We start from the raw sequence: 15,643 nt of genomic DNA, 5'->3' as shown, positions 1-15,643 counted from the left end.
ATACATGATCAGGATTAATTCCCTGTCCAGGCGCTTCGGCAGTTTCGAAGCCGTAAAGAATGTGAGCCTGGAAGTTCCGGCCGGTTCGTTTCTGGTTCTCGTCGGCCCTTCCGGCTGCGGCAAATCAACCATGCTGCGAATGCTGGCCGGGCTCGAAACCCCGACAGGCGGAACGATTGAGTTCAACGGGAAAACCGTTTCCGACGGGGATGGCAACTGGACCATTGAGCCGGCGAAACGCAACGCCGGACTGGTGTTCCAGTCCTATGCACTGTGGCCGCACATGACAGTCGCAGGCAATGTCGATTGGCCGCTGAAAGTGGCAGGTCATGGAAAGCAGGAGCGAGCCGAACGGGTTGGCGAGGTACTGCATCTTCTTGGCATCGAAAATCTTGGCAATCGTTTTCCGAACGAAATTTCCGGTGGGCAGCAACAGCGCGTCGCCATTGCGCGCATGATCGCTCCCAGACCCGGCATCCTCCTGTTTGATGAGCCGCTGTCGAACCTCGACGCCAAGTTGCGGGTAGAAATGCGCTCAGAGCTTCTGCGCATTCACCGGGCTACCCGCGCTACTTCGATCTATGTCACGCATGATCAGGTGGAAGCCATGACCATGGCCAGCCACGTCGCGGTCTTGAACGAGGGGCGCGTCGAACAGTTCGGGAGCCCCGGCGAACTCGTAGCGGAGCCTTCAAGTGCTTTCGTTGCAACATTTGTGGGGACACCGCCGGCAAATCTGGTGGATGCCGACCTCATCCCTCCCGGGCATCCTCTCAGGAAAGGAAACCGGAGCGGGCGCCTTATGTTCCGCCCGGAAGATATAAGCGTCGGTTCCGGGCCTGGACCGGCTTCCATTGAAATGGATTTCGCCGAGATCAGCCCTCTGGCCGGCCGCAGTATGATTACAGGCACGAAGAATGGGCTACGGCTCACAGCAGTAACGGATGGCGATTTCCGGTTCTCTGTTGGAGACAAGGTTCATTTTCTTCTGCCGCCCGAGCCTGCCGCATGTTTTGATGATGAAGGGAAGCGGGTGTAGTGGATCGCCTACTTATTGTTCGCCACGGTGAATCGGAATGGAATGCCGTTCGAAGGCTGCAGGGCCACGCCGACATCAATCTTTCAGCAAGGGGGCGTGAACAGGCTCTGGCGCTGCGGGCGACCGTTCAGGCACTTGCCCCCGATTTCGTTGCGACTTCGGATCTCCAGCGTGCGCGCGACACAGCCGGTTTGCTTGGCTTTGGGATTGCCGAGCCGGTTGCCAGGCTGCGGGAGCACGACGTCGGCCACTGGACCGGCCGGGCGATCCCTGATCTTCAGGCCGAGTGTGGAGATGATTATGTAAACTGGCGCGCGGGCGCGTTCACCCCGCCCGGCGGTGAAAGCTGGGCTGATTTCCGCAACAGAGCCAAATGTGCCGTATCGGATCTGGCGGGCAAGGTTTCAGGCACGCTGTTGGTGGTGGCGCATGGTGGGGTCGTGCGCGCTCTTCTTGAAGGTTTTCTGGATATTGCGCCGCATCGCATCATTCCGGTCGGAACCGCCAGCCTGACGGTTCTTCAGTGTCGTGGGGGAAGCCTCACCAATATGCGGCTGGAACTATTCAACTACAATCCGGCCGGCCCCGTCTTTGATGCGCCGGACTGAATGTCGCATTTCACCCAACTGACCGCACAAGCAATGGCGCGCTGCTTCTTGACTGGGAGCGGGCTCGCCTCTGTGCGAGCTTGACGTCCGACAGGACCGAAACCAAGCGGACGCCGCCCAAATCCTATGACGTTATCTTCGGGGACCGCCAGAGCGCGCTGCCGAAGCCTTTGACCAGGATGACGCTTGCGCGCCCAGCGCACCTGGTCGACCAAGGCATGGGAGCGGCGTTTCGGCTCAAGCAAGGCCTCGTCCGCCGCCGGCGCGCCGCATCTCATGCGGGCAACGCTGGCCGGGCTGATCGACGAGCTCGGCCTGCACGGCACACAGATCCTTGACGGCGACCTGCAGGACCGTCTTGCCTATCACCTGCTCATCCGCCGCGGCTACCACCAGTTCACCAATGGCGAGATCGACCGCACCGAGTTCGGCCGCCGCTTGGCGATGGAGTGGGCGTCGTTTCCGGTGCTGGCGGCCACGAGAGGCGCGCATCGGCATGTGCCGCGCGGCGTGAGCTGTTACGAAGGCGACGCGCTCAACAAGGCGCTGGTGGCGCCGGAGACCGTCGAGGCGGTGCTTGACCGGGTGAGGGCGGCTGTCAGCGCGGCGCGGCCGGCGATCGTCGGGTTCGCGATCTACGGCATCAAGCGCCGTCGCGACCTGTTCAAGGCGGTGAAGGAACTGAAGGCGGAGCTGGTTTGATGTTCGGCCTTTCCATCGGCGCATGGCTGCGCGTGGAGGCGGTTGCCGCTGTTGTCGGCGCCCGCTGGCCTGGTCGCACCTTTACGCCTATCAGCGCGGCCGCCAGGCTGAGCAGGCGGCATTCCTCGAACGGATCAATCTGGAGAACGAACATGCGGGTAATGAGGCTGAGCGTTGGCGCACTGGTTATCGCCGCTGCGCTGATCGTGGCGGGCTGTACGACTTCGAAACCGGTGCCTGTGACGAGTGAGGGGCTTCGCGCCGTGGTCGGCACGTCGCTGATTGGGGCGAGGGGAGCGACGCCGCGCGATCAACGCAAGATCGACGAGACCGCTGCGGGACTCTGTGGGGCCTCGGTCTGGTCTGCATCGGAATGCGCCCGGCATGGGTGAGAGACGCGGGGCTGAAGTGAATGTCGGAAGCCAGTGTTGAGCGGACCCTTGGCCAGATACTTGGAGAATTGAAGGGGATCGATGACCGGCTGCAGCGCGCAGATGACAGCGGTGCCGTGGTACATCGGCGATTGGATGAGGTCAGCACCAGACTTTCCCACATGGAGGGGGAAGTCGATGCTACCAAGCAGAAGATCGAGCAAATGCAGGCCGTCACTGATGATGTGGTGAAGCTGCGGACCCAGGCACAGGGTGCAGGAACCGTCGGACGCTGGCTCGTCCGTTTGGCATTGCAATCGTCGGGTCCGTCGGCTGGGCGCTTGGCCTCTACACGTGGCTGACCGGACGGCCGCCGCCTTGAGTTTCAGCGGGTGAGATTCGTCAGGTTGCTTTCCGTGACGCCCGCACTACCGACCATGCGATGAGACCCAGACCGATTAAGAGGGGAGCCCAAGCGACCAGCATCGGAGCCGTCGCGTTGTGGAAACAGCCGTCGATGCCGATATAGTCCATGTTGAAGCAGTGTCTGACTGGTGTCTCGTTCGGGAAATCATAGGTCCGGGTGAAGAAACCGTTTGCAGTCAGCAGTACGCCCAATCCCAGGATAATCCACTTGCCCATCGGCCCCTCCTAATGAATGCCTGATGTTGCTCGCATTCTCGGAACCAGGCAAGTATCGCCCCCGTTGGCTTCGTGCCAGCGGGGGCATTTTTCTGCGATTAGTATCCCCCGCTACCGCTATCAATCCCGCTCTCAGGGGCGGTCTGCGCCGGTGGCGCATCAACGGTGGGTGCAGTCGTGCATGCGGATATCACGAGGAAGGAAACGAGCATCAGGACGCGCATGGCTGTCGCTCCAGCTGTAGACGGCAATCACAAAGAGTGCGCGATCCCGTCGTTCGCCGCCCCACTCGCAAGAACAACACGCTCGCGTCGACTTTATTCCCATCGGCCGAGTATTGTTTCGACATTTGCCTTGTGCTCGCGGCAGAACCACTGCGGCGCCTGCTTGCCGATGGTCGCGATCAGTACCTGAAGGGGCAGAAGCGGTCGCGGTAAGGAAGGTTCGCACTTCTTCCTTCAGCCAGTCGCGGAGAGCCGCGATCCGCGGATCATCCTTTTCGCCCGGCCGATGCACGAGGTCGTAACGGCGTCCGACCGGCAGCCGGATCTGCGGGAAAGGTTCGACCAGCCGTCCGGCGGCGATGTCCTCGGCCACCAGTATGCTGCGTCCAAGGGCGATACCCTCGCCACGCAGCGCCGCCTCGATGGTGAGGCTGCCATGGCTGAGCGTCGGTCCCCGACTGCGCGCGCCCGCGACCCCCGCGGCGGCGAACCATCGCTCCCAGTTCGGCAAGGCGCTGTCGTCGTGCAGCACGCGGCTCTCGTTCAAGAGCGTACAGCGGGTCAGGTCCACTGGCGCGCTTAGCCCGTCCATGTGCGCCCGATAGTCCGGGCTGCAGACCGGGCTCATGGTTTCGTCGAGGATCCGGGCGGAGACCGTGCCGGGATAGGTTCCGGTGCCATAGCGCAGGGCGGCATCGACCCGGCCGTCGGTCAAGTCGACATTCACGTCGCTTACCTCGAGCTGGATATCGACATCCGGCAGGCGCGCCATCAGCCGGTGCAGTCGCGGCGCGAACCACTTGCTGGCGAAGGAGACGCTGGTGCTGAGCGTGAACCTCGGCGTAGCGTCTCGCGCGCGTACCCAAAATGACACCCAGTACCCTTCGGGAGCTACGATCACACGCCGAAACTTTTGCTATCTATCTGAAATAGTTGAAGAAAATTGGTATCGGAGGACCGCTACCGCCAATCCACACATCTACCGGATATACGCTACAGGCTCCGATTGTTCTCTCGGAACTTGGCAGCGTGGGAGTGCTCTAGGCATGTCCTGTTCGGCCCCTTCGCGAAACGTCGGCTTGTCGATTTCTCAAGAAGATAGCGGTTGCTACACCCACCATACCCAGAGAGCGACCGTCGCGGTCGCCGTCACGACGATCGTCACAGGCCATCCCGCCTTGAGGAATTCTCCGAACCGATAGCCGGCGAGGCCCATGACGACGGTGTTGTTGTGGTGGCCGATCGGCGTGAGGAAATCGACGGAGGCGCCGAGGGCCACGGCAATCAGCAGCAGTTCGGGTGAGACACCCGAGGCAGCGGCCATGCCGAGCGCGATCGGTCCAAGCACCACGGCGGTCGAGGCGTTGTTGACGAAGGGCGTAATGACGATAGCAATTCCCATCATCGCAGTCGACATGATGAGCGGACTGTTTGAAGGCAGCACCGACACCAGGCTGTCGGCGAGTATGACGGCTGCCCCAGTCGTCTGTACCGCCTCGCCGAGCGGGATCATCGCTGCCAGCATCAGCAGGATCGGCCAGTCCAGCTCGGCCAGACCCTTGCGCAGGTTGAGGTTGCCCAATCCGGCAAGAATGATCACGACCAGGCCGAAGGCAAGTTCCGGCGGTGCGAGCCCGAAGGCGGCGAACCCGATGCCGGCGGCGAAGGCGATCGCCGGAGGCCAGCGGATCTCGGTAGCCCCTTCATCGGGTTTCGGCCACAGCGGCAAGATGTCGGTCTCGTCGATCGCCTCGTCGATGGCCGCCTGATCGCCGGAGAGGTAGAGGACGTCGCCAATCGAAAGCTGGAGGTCTGCAAGCGATCCTTCGATGCGCGGTGTCTGCGGCGCCACAGCAACAACATCAATGCCGCGAGAATGAAGCAGGTCCAAGGTTCCGATGCGCGATCCGACCAGCGTGCTTTCGGGCATGATGACAGCTTCGACCCGCTGCCGAACCGCAGAGCCCGAAACGGCGTCCGGCAGAGCCGCCGACCCGTCCGCCAACATGGATTCGAGCTCTGGCAGGTTCGTCTCAACAAGCAGGATGTCACCAGCTTCGATGCTGGTTTCGCGTCGCTGGTGCAGGAGATTGGCGCCGGCTCGCCGCATGCCGTGGATTGTGAGGCCTGCTTCCGCCACGCGTGTGCCGGCGAGCCGCGAGCCAGCAAGCACGCGCACCTCGCTGACGACGTTCCGGAAAGCCTGTGGTGGCAAGCGTCCGCGCCCTGCAGCATGCTGCCCCAGCACGCGGCGCGGCCAGACGAGGATGACGAGAATGCCTGCGACTGCCGCTGGCACGCCAACCCAGGCGAAGTCGAAGAAGGCGAACCCACGCCCCGTCGCCGCTGCGAGTTGGTTGCTGACGATCAGGTTGGCGGGCGTGCCGATGACGGAGCAGAGGCCGCCCAGAAGGGCGGCGAAGCTGACGGGCATGAGGATGCGCCGGCTGTCGAGCCCGTTCACCCTGCACACGCTGGTCACGACGGGAAGCATCAGCGCCAGTGCGCCGATGTTGTTCATCAATACGGAAAGACAGGCCGTTGCCGTACACAGGACAGCCAGAACCCCGGTTTCGGCGCTGGCGATTTCCGAGATGCGTCGTGCCAGCGGATCAAGGATGCCGGAGCGCCCGAGCACTTGCACGATCAGCAGGATTTCCACCACGGCAATGAAGGCGGGATTGGAGAACCCGGTGAAGGCTTCCGCCGGTCCGATCAACCCGAGCAAAACCCCAAGACCAAGGCCGCCGAGGGCTACCAGCTCCATGCGAATGCGATCGAGAGCAAAGATGATGAGCATGCCGACGAGGAGAACGATTATCTCGGCCTGCTCGAAACTCATCGTCGCCTGCGTCTCCGGTTCCACGTGGCCGCCGCGCCGAGGGCGATGGCGAAGAGGCAGAGAGATAACATGCCGAGCGCGGCGAGCGTAGCCTCAGCTTGCCATCGGCGGCGAGGGAGCACATTCGTGGCCGACTCACAAGGTCGTGGCCAGCATCAGCTCGCGTTCGTCGAACCCGCCGATGCGCGGATCTTCCGTAGTGGGTGTGGAGGCCGTCTGTTCCCTCTCCGAGAACACCTTCCAACGCTTCGGTCGGAAGGCTATGCGGCCGTTCGCGCCCGCGGTATGCTCGATTGGAAGTTCGATCTCGACGCGTTCGCGCGCGCCGCCGACCTCGAGTTCCACCCGGCGCGTGCCGGCCACGCGCCGGCTTGCGGCAACGGTGCCTGCGATACAACCTCCACAGCCATCGAGCAGTTCGATGTCGTGCGGCCGGAAATACAGTTTGGCCGCTCCATCCGCCACGTTTCGAGCCGTGATGCCGATCGAGCGGTCCTGCAGCCAAAGCTGGCCGTTTTCGACCTGTACCGGAAGCACGCTGGAATCACCGATGAAGCCGTAGACGAAGGGCGAATTCGGCTGATCATAGACGTCGTCCGCAGAACCAACCTGCTCGATACGCCCCTGGCTCATCACGACGACGCGGTCGGCGAGCTCCAGCGCCTCTTCCTGGTCATGGGTAACGAAGACCGTCGTATGGCCGGTCCTGTCGTGAATTTCACGCAGCCAGCGGCGCAGTTCGCGGCGGACCTGGGCGTCGAGCGCCCCGAAGGGCTCATCCAGAAGCAGAACCTTCGGCTCGATCGCAAGTGCCCGCGCCAGAGCCACGCGCTGCCGCTGGCCACCCGAGAGCTGGCTCGGGTAGCGGTTCTCCAGCCCGGAGAGCTGGATAAGGTCGAGAAGCTCCGAGGCGCGACGTCGGATCTCTTCCTTCGGCGGGCGGCTCGACCCCGGGCGCACCTTCAGCCCGAAGCCGATGTTGTCGGCCACTGTCATGTGGCGGAACAGGGCATAATGCTGGAAGACGAAGCCGACATTGCGTTCCTGCACCGAGCGGCTGGATGCATCCTCCTCGCCGAAGAACACTGCACCTTCGGTCGGCCGCTCCAACCCGGCGATCAGGCGCAGCAGCGTGGTCTTTCCGGAGCCGGACGGACCGAGCAATGCAATCAATTCGCCCGAACGGATGTCGAGCGAGACATCGTGCAGGGCTGGAAAGCCGTCGAATTCCTTGCGTGCGGACTTGATCGAGAGGTCCATGACGGGCGCTCCTAATGTTTGGCCGCGGCGGCGATCTCGTCGCCATAGCGGTATTCTAGGAAGGATTTGAGAACGAGCGTCACCAGCGCCAGGCCGGCCAGCAGGGTCGAAACGGCAAAGGCAGCCACGAAGTTGTACTCGTTGTAGAGGATCTCAACATGTAGCGGCATGGTGTTGGTCAGGCCGCGGATATGGCCCGAAACAACCGACACGGCGCCGAACTCGCCCATGGCCCGCGCGTTGCAGAGCAACACGCCGTAGAGCAGGCCCCACTTGATGTTGGGCAGGGTCACGAAGCGGAAGGTCTGCCAGCCGGAGGCGCCGAGCGACAGTGCGGCCTCCTCGTCGCCGGTGCCCTGATCCTGCATCAACGGGATCAGTTCGCGCGCGACGAAGGGGAAGGTGACAAAGATCGTCGCCAGCACGATCCCTGGCACGGCGAACAGGATCTCGATGCCGTGCGACTTCAGCCATGGTCCGAGCATCGACCCAGCCCCGAACAGGAGCACGTAGACCAGCCCCGAAATCACTGGCGAGACCGAGAACGGCAGGTCGATCAAGGTCGTCAGGAAGGCCTTGCCCTTGAACTCGAACTTGGCGATCGCCCAGGCAGCCGCTACACCGAAGACGAGGTTGAGCGGCACGGCGATGGCCGCCACCGTCAAGGTGAGGCGGATGGCGGCGAGCGTGTCGGGCTCGCGGAGCGCGAACAGGAATTCGCCCGCGCCCTTGCGGAATGCCTCGATGAAGACCGCGATCAGGGGCAACACGAGGAACAGCGCCAGGAAGCCGAGTGCCATCGCAATCAGAACGCCCTTGGCGACCGGTCCCTCCGTGGTGGCGCGGCGGTAGCGGCGTGTGCCTGCCGGGTGAGCCGCAACCGTCTGCGACATGTCGGTCATGAGTTCAACCGCCATAGCCATACCTCCTGCGGCTCCATGCCTGGATCAGGTTGATGGCGAACAGCATGGCAAACGAGATGATCAGCATGATCGCCGCGATCGCCGTCGCGCCCGCATAGTTGAACTCCTCCAACCGGATGACGATCAGAAGCGGCGCGATCTCCGACACGTAGGGAATGTTGCCGGCGATGAAGATCACCGAACCGTATTCGCCGACCGCACGCGCGAAGGCGAGCGCGAAGCCCGTCAGGACCGCAGGGGCGAGACCCGGAAGGATGACGCGTTGGATCGTCTGGAAGCGGTTGGCGCCCAGCGTGGCGGCAGCTTCCTCCACCTCGTTGTCGATCTCCTCCATCACCGGCTGCACGGTGCGCACCACAAAGGGCAGCCCGATGAAGACCAGTGCGATGACGATGCCGAGCGGCGTGAACGCCGCCTTGATGCCGAAGGGAGCGAGAAGCTGGCCGATCCAGCCATTCGGCGCATAGATCGAGGCAAGCGCGATGCCTGCTACCGCCGTGGGCAGGGCGAAGGGCAGGTCCACAGCGGCATCGACGATGCGCCGACCCGGAAAACGATAGCGCACCAGCACCCAGGCTACGAGCGTGCCGAACACCACGTTGATCGTTGCTGCGATCAGTGAGGTGCCGAAGGAAATCCTCAGCGCCTTGAGCGTGCGTTCGTCGGTTGCGATTGCCCAGAACTCGGTCCAACCGAGTTCTGTCGTGCGCCAGGCGACGCCGGACAGCGGGACGAGAATGATCAGCGTGAGATAGGCGATCGTGAAGCCGAGCGTCAGCCCGAAGCCGGGAATGACGCTCGGTTTCCTGAACCGCCACCCCTGCGCCGCGACGAGGGTGCTCATCTCGCCGTCCTCAGTTCGACGAACCGGGGCGGTAGATCTGGTCGAAGACGCCGCCGTCGCCGAAGTGATAAGGCTGCGCCTTCGCCCAGCCGCCGAACAGCGGGTCGTCTATCGAGACCAGGTCGATGTCGGGCAGGGCCGACAGGTCTTCAGCCGGAACCAGATCGCGCTTGGCCGGACGGTAGAAGTGCTTGGCGGCGAGCCGCTGGCCTTCCTGCGAGTAGAGGTATTCGAGATAGGCCTGGGCGACTTCGCGAGTCCCCTTGGCATCAACATTGCCGTCGACGAGCGCCACCGGCGGTTCGGCGAGGATCGACGAGGGCGGTACCACGATGTCGAACTGGTCATCGCCGAACTCGGCGCCGGCAAGGTAGGCCTCGTTCTCCCAGGCCAGGAGCACGTCGCCGATCTGCCTCTGGGCAAACGTCGTCAGCGATCCGCGCGCACCCGTGTCGAGCACCGGAACCCGCTTGTAGAGATCGGCGATGTAGCCCTTGATCTTCTCCTCGTCGCCGCCGAACGCCTCGCTGGCCCACGCCCAGGCGGCGAGATAGTTCCAGCGCGCGCCGCCGGACGTCTTGGGGTTCGGCGTGATCACCTGGACGTCGTCCTTCACCAGATCGCCCCAGTCCTCGATGCCCTTGGGGTTGCCCTTGCGGACCAGGAACACAATGGTCGAGGTGTAGGGAGCGTTGTTGTTCTCCAGCCGGCCGCGCCAGTCGGCGGGGATCTTGCCGGTGTTCTTGGCGATGGCGTCGATGTCGGATTCGAGCGCCAGGGTGACAACGTCGGCATCAAGACCGTCGATCACAGCGCGCGCCTGCTTGCCCGAGCCGCCATGCGACGCCCGGATGGTGACCGTCTCGCCCGTCTCGGCCTTCCAATGCGCGGCGAACGCCTCGTTGAACGCGCGGTAGAGCTCGCGCGTTGGATCGTAGGAGACGTTGAGAAGGGTCGTGTCGGCAAAGGCGAAACCGAGGCCGCCGACCTGCGCCGAGGCCGCGAGCATGGCGGTGAAGAGCATTGACCGTCGATTGAGCAACATGGCTATCTCCATAGTTAGCAGTTAAACTCTATCGATTTAGTCGTGTATTAGACCGCAGCGATCTTCCAATTTCAAGTCAGAATTGGAAATGCTGTTCTCCTAGGCGGTCAGCGCGCGAGCATCATCATTCGCGACGCCGCTGATACAGTCGGCGATGGTGGTGCCATCGAGGACCTCACGGGTCGCCGTCGCAACGCGGGCAAAGACGCGGCGGACCTCGCAGCTCTTCTCCTCCCGGCAATCCTCGCAGCGACGGTAAGCCATACGGCTTAGGCAGGGCAGTGGGGCAATCGGTCCGTCAACGATGCGCATCACTTCGCCGAACGTGATCGTGTCCGGGCTTTTCAGAAGCATGTATCCGCCAGCTTTTCCCCGCCGGCTAACCACGATTCCGTGATGCTTCAAATCCAGCAGGATCTGCTCGAGGAACTTCTTGGGAATGCGCTGCTGCTCGGCGATATCCGAGATGAGTTGAGTGTTGTCCGTTCCGTGCGACCGGGCCAGCGCGATCAGTGCCCGGAGTGCGTACTTTGCCTTCTGTGAAATCATTGTCTCGTGGTTGTCTTGAGCCTGGCCGGGCGGAACGTGAATTGATCCAGTGATCCCCAAACTAGTTGGCCAAAGCCTTCCGTGCAACCATGGCCCACGTCCCAGGAGCAAAGCTGGTTGCCAGAACCGGAAGCTTACCCTACTATCTCGACCTGATAGGTCGTATTATGGCGCACGCGAGCAGTGAAGTCCAGACATCCAGCCGACCGAAGGTTCGGAACCCCGACAGGGAGGTCCCTTTCGGGTTGAGATGGTTGGCATACCTGTCGACGAGCCGCTGGCGGCCACATTCCCCGGTCCATCCCATCGTGGCCGCTTGCGCTGCCGAGATGGAGGCAGATGGCTGGATGATCCGGGGTGCGTGGGCTCGCAACTACCTGCTCTGGCGCAACGGTCGGGCTGTGCGCGAAGCGCCGTTGCCGCTCGTCGTCCTGCCAATGGCTCACGGACCCCTTTCGGCCCTGCAGATCAACGTGTTCCTGACCGTGGAACTCATGGAAGCGAAGTCCGGGCTCCAGCAGGGGTGTGATCGCGAATCATTTCCGCATGAAGCGGCAAGTTTCCAATCCGCGCTCGATCTCATTACGGCGGGAACCGGGATCATCATCGCTGATCCCTTTCGGGTTCATCGGGAGGCACTGCACGCCTTGGAGCAGGTGACCCTTTGACGAAGGAAGGTGCTGAGATTGTTGCCAGCCGGCTTCGCTCTGGTCGGGCCGGCAGGTTAGGGCGCTGTCCCCTGGCGCGACACAGGGATCGCTGACGCTCGACCGGGGCGGTTTCCCAGCCTTTACGGCCCGGATGGCAACCTTCCCCAATCCAGGTTCCAACCAGCAGCGAGAACCACGAAGGGCTCGTGTCGATCTCGGAATACATGGTAGCGGTTCGAATTGAACCCCGCCAGAATTTTCTGCACGAAATCAGGTAGTTGATCCAGTTTCCCTATGTTCAACAGGCCATCTTTACTGAGAGGTGCGAAAATTCATCAATAAAATCAGTTATATACAATGATGGATTGGTAGCGGAGGACAGCTGCCGCCAATCCACACACCTACCGGAAATACGCTACAGGCTCCGATTGTTCTCTCGGGCTCTGGCAGCGTAGGTGTGCTTACTGCGTAAAGCTGGAAACCAACGTTCTCGAGTGCACTTTCGCTGACCTGCTCGCCGGGGGAGGAAGGGCTTCATTGTTCCCATCGAGACAGGAATTGTAAAGCCTCACTTTACAAATTTGACTATTTCTGAAACTGGCTATCTTGACAGTGCAGCACTTCAGCCCAAATATATAGCATGCCTTTAGAAAAGTACGGTCTTTTGAAACAAGTGCTGACGCATGCCCGACCCGGCCAGCCGCTGACAGCGGCCTGGCTTGCCGAGCAGGGCGTGTCGGCACAACTGGCCTATCATTACGTTCAGGCGGGTTGGCTCATCAGGCTCGGGCACGGCTGGTTCCTGCGCGCCGGAGATGAACCGGAACTGCTCCTTTCCCTGGCGGCCCTATCGGGCACTTTCCATATCGGCGGCAGGACCGCGTTGGCTTGGCACGGCTACCAGCACAATCTTGCCCATCGCCCCGATACCGAGCTTTTCGCGCAAAGCCCGTTCCGCCTGCCTGAATGGATACAGGCGCATTTTCCGCTCACAGTGCGGAAGCGTCACCTTTTTGACGATCCTGCCCAGGGCGTTGCGCCGTGGCGCGACATGGCAAGTCTGCGGGTTGCCGAACCTGAACGCGCCGTGCTGGAAATGCTGTGGGGGGTCCCGCAGCATCAAACGCTGGAAGAGGCTACCCATCTCGTCGAAAGTCTCTTCGGCCTGCGCGCGATGCTGATGCAGCCGCTTCTGGAAAACTGTCGCAGCGTCAAGGCAGTGCGGCTTTTCCTGAACATCGCCAAACAGGCCTCCCTCCCCATCTTGGAGGAACTCGACATGACCCGGATCCACACCGGATCGGCCACGCCCTATGTACGGCGCCACGCAACCGGCACGATCAGGACCTGACCGTGGATAAACGCTATTTCGAGACCGTGCAGCTTCTGCTCGATGTCGCGCCGCTCATCTTTCGGGGTGGGGATTTCGCCATGAAGGGCGGCACGGCCATCATTCTTTTTCATCGCGACATGCCCCGGCTCTCGGTTGATATAGACGTGGTCTACATTCACGGAGATCGACCGCGCGAGGAAGCACTCAGCGCCATATCTCAGGCACTGGATCAGGCAGCAACCGAATTGGAGCGGCGCGGACTTGCCGTCAGGCGGCAGGCATCAACTGGCACCGGCGATATCAAGCTGTTTGTGCGCCGGGGTCTTTCCGAGGTCAAGGTGGAGGTCAACCCGGTCGGCCGCGGCACGCTGTTGCCCGTGCTCCCGGCCGAACTCTGCGCATCGGCGGCGGATGAATTCAAGCGCACCCTCAGGCTGCCGATCCTGGCCCCTGCGGAACTCTATGGCAGCAAACTTGTCGCCGCGATGGATCGGCAGCACCCGCGCGACTGGTTCGATTGCCTGCTGCTGCGGCAGAACGAAGGGCTGACCACCGACATACGCCAGACATTCGTCGCCTATGTCGCTGCCCACAATCGCCCCATCAACGAAATCCTGACGCCGAACCCGCAACCGCTCGAGGCCACCTATCGCAATGACTTTGTCGGCATGACGCGGGATGAAGTCGGCCTGGAAGCACTTGAGGAAACCCGCATCTGGCTGTTCGAGGAGTTGCCCAGGAGCCTGACACGCACGGAGCGGGAATTTCTCATCGGCCTGAAAGCTGGAGAACCCGACTGGAGCCTCCTGCCGTTTCCCTCACTGCAGCACATGCCCGCCGTGAGATGGAAGCTTGAGAACATTCGCAACCTGAAGCAGTCCAACCCGCGCAAACACGCTGACCTGCTGGCAACATTGGAAGAAAAATTGGAACTGTGAGGACCAGAGAACCGGTCAGTGCAGGCATGCTTGCCGCATGACCTGCTTGGGGATGTCGGTGACGGTCTGCTTTCGGATAGGATATGCAAAGATCAATCGTTTCGTTTATTCGGTGATCCAATTTTAGGATTTGGTACAAGTTCGACCGTCCATGAGATTTTCCAGCTTGGAATCAGCTTTGTTAAGTCTATCCCTTGGCTGTTAGCGGACGAGCAACTGGGTCATCACTGAAATGAAGGATGATGTGATCATCCTCCTCGTCCAGATTACGTGGGGCCATCTCCGCGCCTGAGATTGTCAGGCCATTGTTGAGCCAACTAGCAGGGAAATTTTTTTCACCGTTTCTTTCACCGAGGAAGTATCGAAATTGCGCCTCGGTAATGCGTCCCGCCATAAGATCCAGGAACATCCGTGCAGGAACTCTCACGCTTTCCTGTCGCCCACTACTTGGATCATTCCTATCTCGAAGTCTGCTCTCCATACTCATTCCCAGATACCATCCCCTTGCCCTCGGCGAAAAACAGCCCTGACGGAATAACGACCTTGCCTGATATCCAGCGAAGCGCGGAAGTGGCAAGTCTTCAAGGATTTTCGAGAGCGCCACACACGCATCTTCCCCTGCGTCAGTATAGAAGCCCCGAGCCACCCATTTTCGTTCGCTACTCCCCATTCGCAGTTCTTTTCGCGGGCTCAATGCCACGACGCCGTCGATCTTCCGGTTGTGTAATTGGACAAAGCGGTGAATGATCTGCCGCGCGGAAAAATTTCGGCACCCAGGATCATTTTCCCCGATCCTACCCATGCGGTTCAAAAGGGTCGACCCAACATCAGCGACGACGATGATGCGGACCGTTCCTGTTGCCGCCGCCCGAAGCTGATCTGCCTTTCGACGAAGAAGCGCGAAAAGCGGATTCTCCTCAAGCGAATAGGCCTGCGGCGGCAAGGATGTCCAGATGTTATGGTATCGGATCTGGCGATACTTCTTCCATTCCATTTCTACCAAGAATTCCGGCTCACTTAGAGTTATTTTTTCTGATTTGAATCGATCTTCACGCACCCATTCCCTCAACCTATTTTCCAGATTTTCATTCAACTGAAAATCGAAAGGCGCCAAGACTTGTCGAAAGCTTTGTCCCTCAATGCGTTTTGTGGTTTCGCCGAAACGAAAATAGAGGTGGTGGCCCACCCCCTTGGACAGCCGATTGCAGAAATCGGTAATGGAAAGAGCGACACGGTCCATCGCCTCTTCTGGTGAAATTGAGTTATCCGTGGCCGCCGCGATCTCAACAGCAACTTGCGTGCCCCACACGACGGTCTCGGAGACGGCATCCGGCCGCCGGGTGTCACCCCACCACTCCGGCTCGACGACGACGTCGCCAGTGTTCGCAATCGCCCACAATATCGCCAATTCCATTTCACCCGGCAGTGCCTGATCGACTTTCTTCGATTCGAGTCTCTGAACGAGATCGCAGGCCTTCTCTTGATCGAGATAAGCTGAAAGGTCATCAAGCATCTGCTGGAGTCGGCGCCGGGAGAATACGGGCATCAACAGAACCTTTCAGATGATGATGGGTCGGCGCAGAACTTGCCGGAGTCCGTCACGAACAGTTTGTAGAAGCCTTCGGAATTCTCGATTGCGAACGTGATTGCCTCCATCCGGACGAGGGGAGATG

17 protein-coding genes are annotated in these 15,643 nt (G+C 61.2%); 8 read left to right on the top strand and 9 right to left on the bottom strand.

Annotated features, from left to right (window positions below):
* The first annotated feature begins 4 nt into the window (after positions 1-4).
* The 5 genes from AB843_RS22155 (at position 5) to AB843_RS22135 (ending at position 3,082) form a co-directional block, all read left to right on the top strand.
* On the top strand, positions 5-1,039 hold the full coding sequence (locus AB843_RS22155; protein WP_048649082.1) for an ABC transporter ATP-binding protein: 1,035 nt from the start codon (positions 5-7) through the stop codon (positions 1,037-1,039).
* The gene (locus AB843_RS22150; RefSeq protein ID WP_048649081.1) at positions 1,039-1,647 is read left to right on the top strand and encodes a histidine phosphatase family protein; all 609 of its coding nucleotides are present in this window, start codon (positions 1,039-1,041) and stop codon (positions 1,645-1,647) included. Before AB843_RS22155 ends, AB843_RS22150 begins: the two co-directional genes overlap by 1 nt.
* A gap of 186 nt (positions 1,648-1,833) precedes the next feature.
* The gene (locus AB843_RS22145; RefSeq protein ID WP_053086177.1) at positions 1,834-2,349 is read left to right on the top strand and encodes a hypothetical protein; all 516 of its coding nucleotides are present in this window, start codon (positions 1,834-1,836) and stop codon (positions 2,347-2,349) included.
* A gap of 161 nt (positions 2,350-2,510) precedes the next feature.
* Positions 2,511-2,741 (top strand): hypothetical protein, encoded by a 231-nt coding sequence (locus AB843_RS22140; protein ID WP_087587169.1) that lies wholly within the window; start codon positions 2,511-2,513, stop codon positions 2,739-2,741.
* A 20-nt stretch (positions 2,742-2,761) separates the two neighbouring features.
* Positions 2,762-3,082, top strand: coding sequence for a DUF1515 family protein (locus AB843_RS22135; RefSeq protein WP_048649080.1), 321 nt, complete (start codon positions 2,762-2,764; stop codon positions 3,080-3,082).
* Positions 3,083-3,122: 40 nt separating this feature from the next.
* On the opposite strand, the gene AB843_RS22130 is transcribed toward AB843_RS22135, so the two are convergent.
* From AB843_RS22130 to AB843_RS22095, 8 genes are all read right to left on the bottom strand, one after another.
* Positions 3,123-3,362, bottom strand: coding sequence for a hypothetical protein (locus AB843_RS22130; protein WP_048649079.1), 240 nt, complete (start codon positions 3,360-3,362; stop codon positions 3,123-3,125).
* A gap of 159 nt (positions 3,363-3,521) precedes the next feature.
* Positions 3,522-4,460, bottom strand: a complete 939-nt coding sequence (locus AB843_RS24675) for a LysR substrate-binding domain-containing protein (protein ID WP_206412944.1) — start codon at positions 4,458-4,460, stop codon at positions 3,522-3,524.
* A gap of 234 nt (positions 4,461-4,694) precedes the next feature.
* Positions 4,695-6,428, bottom strand: coding sequence for an SLC13 family permease (locus AB843_RS22120; protein ID WP_157384583.1), 1,734 nt, complete (start codon positions 6,426-6,428; stop codon positions 4,695-4,697).
* 135 nt (positions 6,429-6,563) lie between these two features.
* Positions 6,564-7,688, bottom strand: coding sequence for a sulfate/molybdate ABC transporter ATP-binding protein (locus tag AB843_RS22115; protein WP_082143954.1), 1,125 nt, complete (start codon positions 7,686-7,688; stop codon positions 6,564-6,566).
* Positions 7,689-7,699: 11 nt separating this feature from the next.
* Positions 7,700-8,590 (bottom strand): sulfate ABC transporter permease subunit CysW, encoded by an 891-nt coding sequence (gene cysW, locus AB843_RS22110; protein WP_048649107.1) that lies wholly within the window; start codon positions 8,588-8,590, stop codon positions 7,700-7,702.
* Positions 8,591-8,594: 4 nt separating this feature from the next.
* Positions 8,595-9,455, bottom strand: a complete 861-nt coding sequence (gene cysT / locus AB843_RS22105) for a sulfate ABC transporter permease subunit CysT (protein ID WP_048649077.1) — start codon at positions 9,453-9,455, stop codon at positions 8,595-8,597.
* Between the two features lie 10 nt (positions 9,456-9,465).
* On the bottom strand, positions 9,466-10,479 hold the full coding sequence (locus tag AB843_RS22100) for a sulfate ABC transporter substrate-binding protein (protein ID WP_425286835.1): 1,014 nt from the start codon (positions 10,477-10,479) through the stop codon (positions 9,466-9,468).
* Positions 10,480-10,599: 120 nt separating this feature from the next.
* On the bottom strand, positions 10,600-11,049 hold the full coding sequence (locus AB843_RS22095; RefSeq protein WP_048649076.1) for an RrF2 family transcriptional regulator: 450 nt from the start codon (positions 11,047-11,049) through the stop codon (positions 10,600-10,602).
* 347 nt (positions 11,050-11,396) lie between these two features.
* Between AB843_RS22095 and AB843_RS22090 the strand changes: the two genes are divergently transcribed.
* The 3 genes from AB843_RS22090 to AB843_RS22080 all read left to right on the top strand — a co-directional run bounded on the left by AB843_RS22090 (position 11,397) and on the right by AB843_RS22080 (position 13,970).
* Entirely contained in the window at positions 11,397-11,717 is a 321-nt protein-coding gene (locus AB843_RS22090) for a hypothetical protein (RefSeq protein ID WP_157384582.1), read from the top strand.
* 622 nt (positions 11,718-12,339) lie between these two features.
* Positions 12,340-13,050, top strand: coding sequence for a type IV toxin-antitoxin system AbiEi family antitoxin domain-containing protein (locus tag AB843_RS22085; protein ID WP_082143953.1), 711 nt, complete (start codon positions 12,340-12,342; stop codon positions 13,048-13,050).
* A 2-nt stretch (positions 13,051-13,052) separates the two neighbouring features.
* Positions 13,053-13,970 carry a nucleotidyl transferase AbiEii/AbiGii toxin family protein gene (locus tag AB843_RS22080; RefSeq protein WP_048649073.1) on the top strand — a complete coding sequence of 306 codons (918 nt, stop codon included), beginning with the start codon at positions 13,053-13,055 and terminating at the stop codon, positions 13,968-13,970.
* 187 nt (positions 13,971-14,157) lie between these two features.
* Here the strand turns inward: AB843_RS22080 and AB843_RS22075 are convergent, their stop codons facing one another.
* Positions 14,158-15,483, bottom strand: coding sequence for a hypothetical protein (locus AB843_RS22075; protein WP_157384581.1), 1,326 nt, complete (start codon positions 15,481-15,483; stop codon positions 14,158-14,160).
* Positions 15,484-15,643: the final 160 nt, after the last annotated feature.

The organism is Nitratireductor soli (assembly GCF_001050155.1).
GTDB lineage: Bacteria > Pseudomonadota > Alphaproteobacteria > Rhizobiales > Rhizobiaceae > Nitratireductor > Nitratireductor soli.
The sequence above is the reverse complement of the archived record's forward strand: the minus strand, read 5'-3'. Positions and strand labels throughout refer to the sequence as shown.

Excerpts from the sequence above, each read along its gene's own strand:
- AB843_RS22155 (WP_048649082.1), top strand. The coding sequence starts at position 5 with ATGATCAGGATTAATTCCCTGTCCAGGCGCTTCGGCAGTTTCGAAGCC.
- AB843_RS22140 (WP_087587169.1), top strand. The coding sequence starts at position 2,511 with ATGAGGCTGAGCGTTGGCGCACTGGTTATCGCCGCTGCGCTGATCGTG.
- AB843_RS22135 (WP_048649080.1), top strand. The coding sequence starts at position 2,762 with ATGTCGGAAGCCAGTGTTGAGCGGACCCTTGGCCAGATACTTGGAGAA.
- AB843_RS22130 (WP_048649079.1), bottom strand. The coding sequence starts at position 3,362 with ATGGGCAAGTGGATTATCCTGGGATTGGGCGTACTGCTGACTGCAAAC.
- AB843_RS22120 (WP_157384583.1), bottom strand. The coding sequence starts at position 6,428 with ATGAGTTTCGAGCAGGCCGAGATAATCGTTCTCCTCGTCGGCATGCTC.
- AB843_RS22115 (WP_082143954.1), bottom strand. The coding sequence starts at position 7,688 with ATGGACCTCTCGATCAAGTCCGCACGCAAGGAATTCGACGGCTTTCCA.
- cysW (WP_048649107.1), bottom strand. The coding sequence starts at position 8,590 with ATGACCGACATGTCGCAGACGGTTGCGGCTCACCCGGCAGGCACACGC.
- cysT (WP_048649077.1), bottom strand. The coding sequence starts at position 9,455 with ATGAGCACCCTCGTCGCGGCGCAGGGGTGGCGGTTCAGGAAACCGAGC.
- AB843_RS22100 (WP_425286835.1), bottom strand. The coding sequence starts at position 10,479 with ATGCTCTTCACCGCCATGCTCGCGGCCTCGGCGCAGGTCGGCGGCCTC.
- AB843_RS22095 (WP_048649076.1), bottom strand. The coding sequence starts at position 11,049 with ATGATTTCACAGAAGGCAAAGTACGCACTCCGGGCACTGATCGCGCTG.
- AB843_RS22090 (WP_157384582.1), top strand. The coding sequence starts at position 11,397 with ATGATCCGGGGTGCGTGGGCTCGCAACTACCTGCTCTGGCGCAACGGT.
- AB843_RS22085 (WP_082143953.1), top strand. The coding sequence starts at position 12,340 with ATGCCTTTAGAAAAGTACGGTCTTTTGAAACAAGTGCTGACGCATGCC.
- AB843_RS22075 (WP_157384581.1), bottom strand. The coding sequence starts at position 15,483 with ATGCTTGATGACCTTTCAGCTTATCTCGATCAAGAGAAGGCCTGCGAT.